Source organism: Pseudomonas sp. LTR0 (assembly GCF_036630035.1).
Lineage (GTDB): Bacteria > Pseudomonadota > Gammaproteobacteria > Pseudomonadales > Pseudomonadaceae > Aquipseudomonas > Aquipseudomonas putida_Y.
This window is the reverse complement of record NZ_CP123734.1, coordinates 440,653-447,500: the sequence shown is the minus strand read 5'-3', so window position 1 is coordinate 447,500 and position 6,848 is coordinate 440,653. Positions and strand designations below refer to the sequence as shown.

4 protein-coding genes and 1 rRNA gene (1 of these 5 running past the window's edge) are annotated in these 6,848 nt (G+C 58.6%); 2 read left to right on the top strand and 3 right to left on the bottom strand.

Annotated elements, in window-relative coordinates:
- The 3 genes from QCL51_RS02005 to tyrS all read right to left on the bottom strand — a co-directional run.
- Nucleotides 1-448 (bottom strand): 16S ribosomal RNA (locus QCL51_RS02005) (it extends 1,089 nt beyond the left edge of the window).
- Between the two features lie 609 nt (nucleotides 449-1,057).
- On the bottom strand, nucleotides 1,058-2,254 hold the full coding sequence (locus QCL51_RS02000) for an IS256 family transposase (RefSeq protein ID WP_016391483.1): 1,197 nt from the start codon (nucleotides 2,252-2,254) through the stop codon (nucleotides 1,058-1,060).
- A gap of 638 nt (nucleotides 2,255-2,892) precedes the next feature.
- Nucleotides 2,893-4,092 (bottom strand): tyrosine--tRNA ligase, encoded by a 1,200-nt coding sequence (gene tyrS / locus QCL51_RS01995; protein WP_021782738.1) that lies wholly within the window; start codon nucleotides 4,090-4,092, stop codon nucleotides 2,893-2,895.
- 213 nt (nucleotides 4,093-4,305) lie between these two features.
- On the opposite strand from tyrS, the gene QCL51_RS01990 reads away from it, so the two are divergent.
- Entirely contained in the window at nucleotides 4,306-5,715 is a 1,410-nt protein-coding gene (locus tag QCL51_RS01990) for a peptidoglycan DD-metalloendopeptidase family protein (RefSeq protein ID WP_021782737.1), read from the top strand.
- A 3-nt stretch (nucleotides 5,716-5,718) separates the two neighbouring features.
- Nucleotides 5,719-6,810: an anhydro-N-acetylmuramic acid kinase gene (locus QCL51_RS01985; protein WP_021782736.1), complete on the top strand. Its 1,092-nt coding sequence runs from the start codon at nucleotides 5,719-5,721 to the stop codon at nucleotides 6,808-6,810.
- Nucleotides 6,811-6,848 lie beyond the last annotated feature (38 nt).

Below are 6,848 nucleotides of genomic sequence, written 5' to 3'. Positions count from 1 at the left end.
CCTTCCTCCCAACTTAAAGTGCTTTACAATCCGAAGACCTTCTTCACACACGCGGCATGGCTGGATCAGGCTTTCGCCCATTGTCCAATATTCCCCACTGCTGCCTCCCGTAGGAGTCTGGACCGTGTCTCAGTTCCAGTGTGACTGATCATCCTCTCAGACCAGTTACGGATCGTCGCCTTGGTGAGCCATTACCCCACCAACTAGCTAATCCGACCTAGGCTCATCTGATAGCGCAAGGCCCGAAGGTCCCCTGCTTTCTCCCGTAGGACGTATGCGGTATTAGCGTTCCTTTCGAAACGTTGTCCCCCACTACCAGGCAGATTCCTAGGCATTACTCACCCGTCCGCCGCTGAATCAAGGAGCAAGCTCCCGTCATCCGCTCGACTTGCATGTGTTAGGCCTGCCGCCAGCGTTCAATCTGAGCCATGATCAAACTCTTCAGTTCAATACTGCTTGGGTTTTTAAGAAACCCTAAACTTGGCTCAGCAATCTCAAATGACTATGTGATTTCTCGCATGGTCACTTGTGATGCTGATAATCTTTTTGACTATCAGTCCGTACTCACAAGCACCCACACGAATTGCTTGATTCGATTTGTTAAAGAGCGTTTGGTTAAGAGCTTTTCGTCTCAACCGAGGCGCGCATTCTACGCATTCCTCAGAGCCTGTCAAGCGTTTATTTTGAAGTTTTTTGCGAGAAACTCGTTTAGCTTCAAACACTTGGCTCGCTGCGATCTCTCGTAGCGGGAGGCGAATCATACAGCACTTAGAAGCACTGTCAACCACCTTTTCAACCGCTTTCGATCATTCGATCGTAGCCCCTCCAGTTTTTGCCTTAACTACTTAACTCTTTGAATATCAAGGAGTTTTTCGTTCCGGTGTCGCTGGAAGTGGGGCGCATTATAAGGGGATTCGAAAGCGCGTCAACCTTTAATTACATTTATTTGGAATGTTCCAGGTGAAGACCGTATCAAGGCCACCAGGTGCTCGCCGCAACAGATCGTGTCCCAGGAAGTGGTGTAACTCATCATGGCTCTGGCCACTGAGTTTGCCGTTTAGTTGATCACGGCCGACAGCTTGGCCTGTGGATTATCGCTGACTGCCTCAAAGGCCTCCAACTGCATGTAACGCCGTTGCAGGCACCACTCGTCGTTCTGCTCCAGCAGCATCGCGCCTACCAGCCGTGTGATTGCAGGATCGTTGGGAAAGATGCCCACGACGTCGGTGCGGCGTTTGATCTCCGCGTTAAGCCGCTCCAGTGGGTTGGTGCTGTGTAATTGCTGTCGGTGCGCTTTTGGAAACGCCATGTGAGCCAGCACTTCATCCTCGCAGCCGTCCATGAGTGTCGCGATCTTGGGGTATTTTTCGCGTAGCTGATCAGCGACCAAACGCCATTGCTGATGGCATTCGGCACGGCTGTCCTGGGCGAAGACCGTGCGCAGTAGGGCCGCCACCATGGTGCGCTGACCTTTGCCGACGTGGGCCATGGCATTACGCATGAAATGCACACGGCAGCGCTGCCAAGTCGCGTTGAAGACCTTGGATACAGCTGCTTTCAGGCCTTCGTGGGCGTCGGAGATGACCAGCTTCACGCCCCGCAAGCCACGTCGCATGAGGCTGCGCAGGAAGTCTGTCCAGAACGGCTCAGCCTCTGACGGCCCAACCCGCATGCCCAGGACTTCGCGGCCACCGTCGGTGTTCACGGCCACGGCGATTATTACGGCGACCGAGACGATGCGTCCGGCCTCCCGCACCTTGACGTAGGTGGCATCGATCCAGAGATAGGGCCAGTCGCCCTCCAGCGGGCGGTCAAGGAAGGCGTGAACGCGCTCATCGATCTCACCAGCTAGCCGTGAGACCTGGCTTTTGGAGATGCCGGTCATGCCCATGGCTTTGACCAGCTCGTCCACTGAGCGTGTTGAAACGCCTTGGATGTAGGCCTCCTGGATGACTGCCGCCATGGCTTTCTCAGCGGTGCGTCGAGGTTCAAGGAAACCAGGGAAATAGCTGCCTTGGCGCAGCTTGGGAATCTTAAGGTCGACGTCGCCTGCGCGGGTTTGCCAAAGACGATCGCGGTAGCCATTACGGCTATTTGTCCGGTCTGGGCTTTTGACATCGAAGCCCGCGCCGCACAGGCCTTCGACGTCGAACTCCATCATGCGCTGGGCAACGAACTGGATCATTTGCTTGAGCAGATCAGCGTCTGCCCCTTTCTCAACCAACTCGGTCAATGCGATAGTGGGCTTGGTCATCGTGGTTTCTCTGGTGAGTGTTTGGTCTTCGCAAACTCAACGTTAGCCAAGAACCACGATGACCATCCTCTTTCGCCCGCAGGGCGCCTTCGGCTGGTTCAGTTACACCACTTCCCGGGACACGATCCCGCAACACATTCAGCGCCTGTGAGATCGAGCGCCGCCCGCGCGGCGCATCGCGAGCTGCGCTCGCTCCTACGTTTGTTTCGGGCCAATTATGCCTGTGGGATTTGCGCGCGAACGCCTTGGCGCATGGCGCGATATCGCGTCGTACAAACAAGCGCATCGCGAGCTGCGCTCGCTCCTACGTTTGTTTCGGGCCAATTATTTCTGGGGGATTTGCGCGCGAGCGCCTTGGCGCATGTCGAGATATTGCGTCGAACAAACAAAACGGTCGCGCGCGCCTATCGCAGGCGTGACTGGCCCGAAACAAACGTAGGAGCGAGCGCAGCTCGCGATGCGCCGCGCGGGCGGCGCTCGATCTCACAGGCACTGCAAAGGTGGTGGCGGACACATCTCATAGCCAACGCCCTCTCAAAACAGCCCTCTCCCCCTACAACAGCAACAACCAAACCCCAAAAACAAAACGGGGAGACCTACCGGCCTCCCCGCTTCTATATAGCTACACCACCAGCCAATCACTCAGCCTTGAGGGTAACCCGGCCAAACGACTTCTTACCCGCCTGGCATACATGAGTAGCACCAAGGACAAACATGAAGTCCTTGTCGACCACGGCACCATCAACCTTCACCGCGCCGCCACTAAGCAAATCACGAGCCTGTGCCGAGTTCTTCACCAACCCGGCCCGGTTCAGCACGGCAGCGATCGGCAGCCCCTCTGTCGCAGCCACTTCGATCTCCGGCAAGTCCTCCGGCAGCTCACCTTCCTTCATACGGTTACCCGCAGCACGATGAGCATTGGCAGCCGCCTCTTCACCATGGAAGCGCGCAACGATTTCTTCTGCCAACTTGATCTTGATGTCACGCGGATTGGCACCGTTGGCAACGTCGGTACGGAACTGCTCGATTTCTTCCATCGAACGGAAGCTCAGCAACTCGAAGTAACGCCACATCAGGGTATCCGGGATAGACACCAGCTTGCTGTACATAACCCCCGGCGCCTCCTGGATGCCGACATAGTTACCCAGCGACTTGGACATCTTCTTCACGCCGTCGAGCCCCTCGAGCAGCGGCATGGTCACGATGTTCTGCGCTTCCTGACCATAGGCGCGCTGCAGCTCGCGCCCCATCAGCAGGTTGAACTTCTGGTCGGTACCACCCAGCTCCACATCCGCCTTCAGTGCCACCGAGTCATAGCCTTGTACCAACGGGTATAGGAACTCGTGGATGGCAATCGGCTGGTTGGTGGTATAACGCTTGTCGAAGTCATCACGCTCCAGCATGCGCGCCACAGTGTACTGCGACGCCAGGCGAATGAAGTCAGCGGGGGTCAGCTTGTCCATCCAGGTGGAGTTGAACGCGACTTCGGTCTTGGCCGGATCGAGAATCTTGAACACCTGCTGCTTGTAAGTCTCGGCGTTATCCAGCACCTGCTCACGCGTCAGCGGCGGGCGAGTGGCACTTTTGCCACTGGGGTCGCCGATCATGCCGGTGAAGTCACCGATCAGGAAGATGACCTGATGGCCCAGCTCCTGGAACTGACGCAGCTTGTTGATCAGTACCGTGTGACCAAGGTGCAAGTCAGGTGCAGTAGGGTCGAAGCCAGCCTTGATGCGCAGAGGCTGGCCGCGCTTGAGCTTCTCCACCAGTTCCGACTCGACCAGTACTTCTTCCGCACCGCGCTTTATAAGCGCCAGCTGCTCTTCAACCGACTTCATAGACAAACCCGCAAGGCTCAGATTCAGGGGGAGCCAACCATACAAGATCGGCCGTCAAATACAAGTTTCGCAAAGGAATGTGACCCGGGCACAGGCTTGCGGCGTCTACGCGCCCTTGCGTGAAAATGGATTTGGTTATATTTTATACAGTTATTTCATCTTCATCATGTCATTCATCTTTTCCATTTCACTTTTTTCAAAGTCACCTTGCCTATGACCAACGAACCGCCTAAAGCGCCCCCGCTTTATCCGAAAAGCCATCTGTTGGCCGCCAGCGGCATTGCCGCCCTGCTCAGCTTGGCTCTGCTAGTGTTTCCATCCAGCGAAGTGGAAGCCAAGAAAACCACCCTCAACCTCGAGCTGGAGAGCCCTGCCGAGCAGCTTAAAGGCGAGTCACGTGCTGCGCCGCTGGTGCAGGCAGAAGACGGGCAAACATCGCCTTTCGCCCAGATCGAAGACGCTGCCCCCGAGACTCAGAAGGCCGAACAGAAAGCCCCGGCCGCCGAACCTGCCAAAGCACCAGGCCACCGCGAGATCACCGTGGCCCGTGGCGATACACTGTCAACCCTGTTCGCCAAGGTTGGCCTGCCGGCCAATGCAGTGCATGACGTGCTGGCAAGTAACAAGCAGGCCAAGCAGTTCAGCCAGCTCAAGCACGGCCAAGTGCTGCAGTTCGAGCTCGACAAGGATGGCCAACTGGCCAGCCTGAGCAGCAAGGTCAGCAGCCTCGAAACCATTCACCTGACCAAGACCGCCAAGGGCTACACCTTCAATCGGGACATCATCAAGCCGGTGGTGCGTACCGCCTATGCCCACGGAGTGATCAAGAGTTCGCTGTCGGCATCAGCCCAGCGCGCCGGCCTGTCCCACAGCACGACCATGAGCCTGGCCCGCGTGCTCGGTTACGACATCGACTTCGCTCAGGACATTCGCCCGGGCGACGAATTCGACGTGGTCTATGAGCAGAAGGTGATGGACGGCAAGGTCGTCGGCACCGGCAATATCCTGTCCGCCCGCTTCACCAACCGCGGCAAGACCTACACCGCCGTGCGCTATACCAACAAGCAGGGCAACACGAGCTACTACACCGCCGACGGCAACAGCCTGCGCAAGGCCTTCATCCGCACCCCGGTCGACTTCGCCCGCATCAGCTCACGCTTTTCCGCCGGCCGCAAACACCCGATCCTGAACAAGATCCGCGCCCACAAGGGTGTCGACTACGCAGCTCCCCGCGGCACGCCGATCAAGGCAGCTGGTGACGGCCGTATCGAGCTGGCCGGTCGCCGAGGTGGCTACGGTAATACCGTGATTATCCAGCACGGTAACCGTTACAAGACGCTGTACGGCCACATGCAGGGCTTCGCCAAGGGCATCAAGACTGGCAGCACGGTCAAGCAGGGCCAGATCATTGGCTATATCGGCACCACTGGCCTGTCCACCGGACCGCACCTGCACTACGAGTTTCAGGTCAACGGTGTGCACGTCGACCCGCTGAGCCAGAAAGTGCCGATGGCCGACCCGATCGCCAGAAACGAGCGCCAGCGCTTCCTGCAGCAGAGCCAACCACTGATTGCCCGTATGGACCAGGAAAAGGCAACCATGCTCGCAGCGAACAAGCGCTAAGCCATGGCGCTCTATCTGGGGGTGATGTCAGGCACCAGCCTCGATGGCCTGGACATTGCCCTGATCGAACAAGGCGAGCAGCCTGAGCTGCTCGCCACCCATTACCTGCCAATGCCCGACGACTTGCGTCAGGAGCTGCTTGCCCTGTGCAGCAGCGGCCCTGACGAGATCGCACGTGCGGCATTGGCGGAAAACCGCTGGGCCAGCCTGGCAGGCGAAGGTATCCACCAGTTGCTGGCTCGCCTAGGCCTGAAGGCGGAAGCCATCCGCGCCATTGGCAGCCACGGTCAGACCATCCGCCATGAACCGGCACGTGGTTTTACTGTGCAGATCGGCAACCCGGCGTTGCTCGCCGAGCTTACCGGCATCAGCGTGGTCGCCGACTTCCGCCGCCGCGATGTGGCAGCCGGTGGCCAAGGTGCGCCGCTGGTGCCCGCCTTCCACGAAACCCTGTTCAACCACCTTGGCCAGCGACTGGCAATACTGAACGTGGGCGGCTTCAGCAACCTGAGCCTGATCGAACAGGATAAACCGGTGCACGGCTTCGACTGCGGTCCTGGTAACGTGCTGCTGGATGCCTGGATCGAGCGCAAACTTGGCCTGGCCTACGATAAGGATGGTGCCTGGGCGGCTTCGGGGGTGGTTCAAGCGGGCCTGCTCAGTGCATTGCTCCGCGACCCGTTCTTCGCCGGCAGCGGCCCGAAGAGCACCGGCCGCGAGGTATTCAACCTGCCCTGGCTGGATGCCCACCTGGCCCGCCTACCCGTTTACCGCGACGAAGACGTACAGGCGACACTGTTGGAGCTGACCGCTCGAAGCATCATCGACTCGTTGAGCAACGCCCAGCAAGGCACCGAGGCGCTTCTTGTATGTGGTGGCGGCGCACGTAACGGAGCGCTGATGGCCCGCCTCGGTCAGTTGCTACCCGACGCCCATGTCGCCAGCACTGGTGCCCATGGCGTGGACCCGGACTGGGTCGAGGCCATGGCCTTTGCCTGGTTGGCCCATTGCTGTCTGGAAGGCATCGCTGCCAACCGCCCCACCGTTACTGCCGCCAAAGGGTTGCGCATACTGGGCGCGATCTACCCGGCATGACTGCTTCGCCAGAAATCAAAACGCCGCGCAATTGCGCG

What these genes read in the sequence shown, in the direction of transcription:
- QCL51_RS02000 (WP_016391483.1), bottom strand. Translation starts at nt 2,254, where the DNA reads ATGACCAAGCCCACTATCGCATTGACCGAGTTGGTTGAGAAAGGGGCA.
- tyrS (WP_021782738.1), bottom strand. Translation starts at nt 4,092, where the DNA reads ATGAAGTCGGTTGAAGAGCAGCTGGCGCTTATAAAGCGCGGTGCGGAA.
- QCL51_RS01990 (WP_021782737.1), top strand. Translation starts at nt 4,306, where the DNA reads ATGACCAACGAACCGCCTAAAGCGCCCCCGCTTTATCCGAAAAGCCAT.
- QCL51_RS01985 (WP_021782736.1), top strand. Translation starts at nt 5,719, where the DNA reads ATGGCGCTCTATCTGGGGGTGATGTCAGGCACCAGCCTCGATGGCCTG.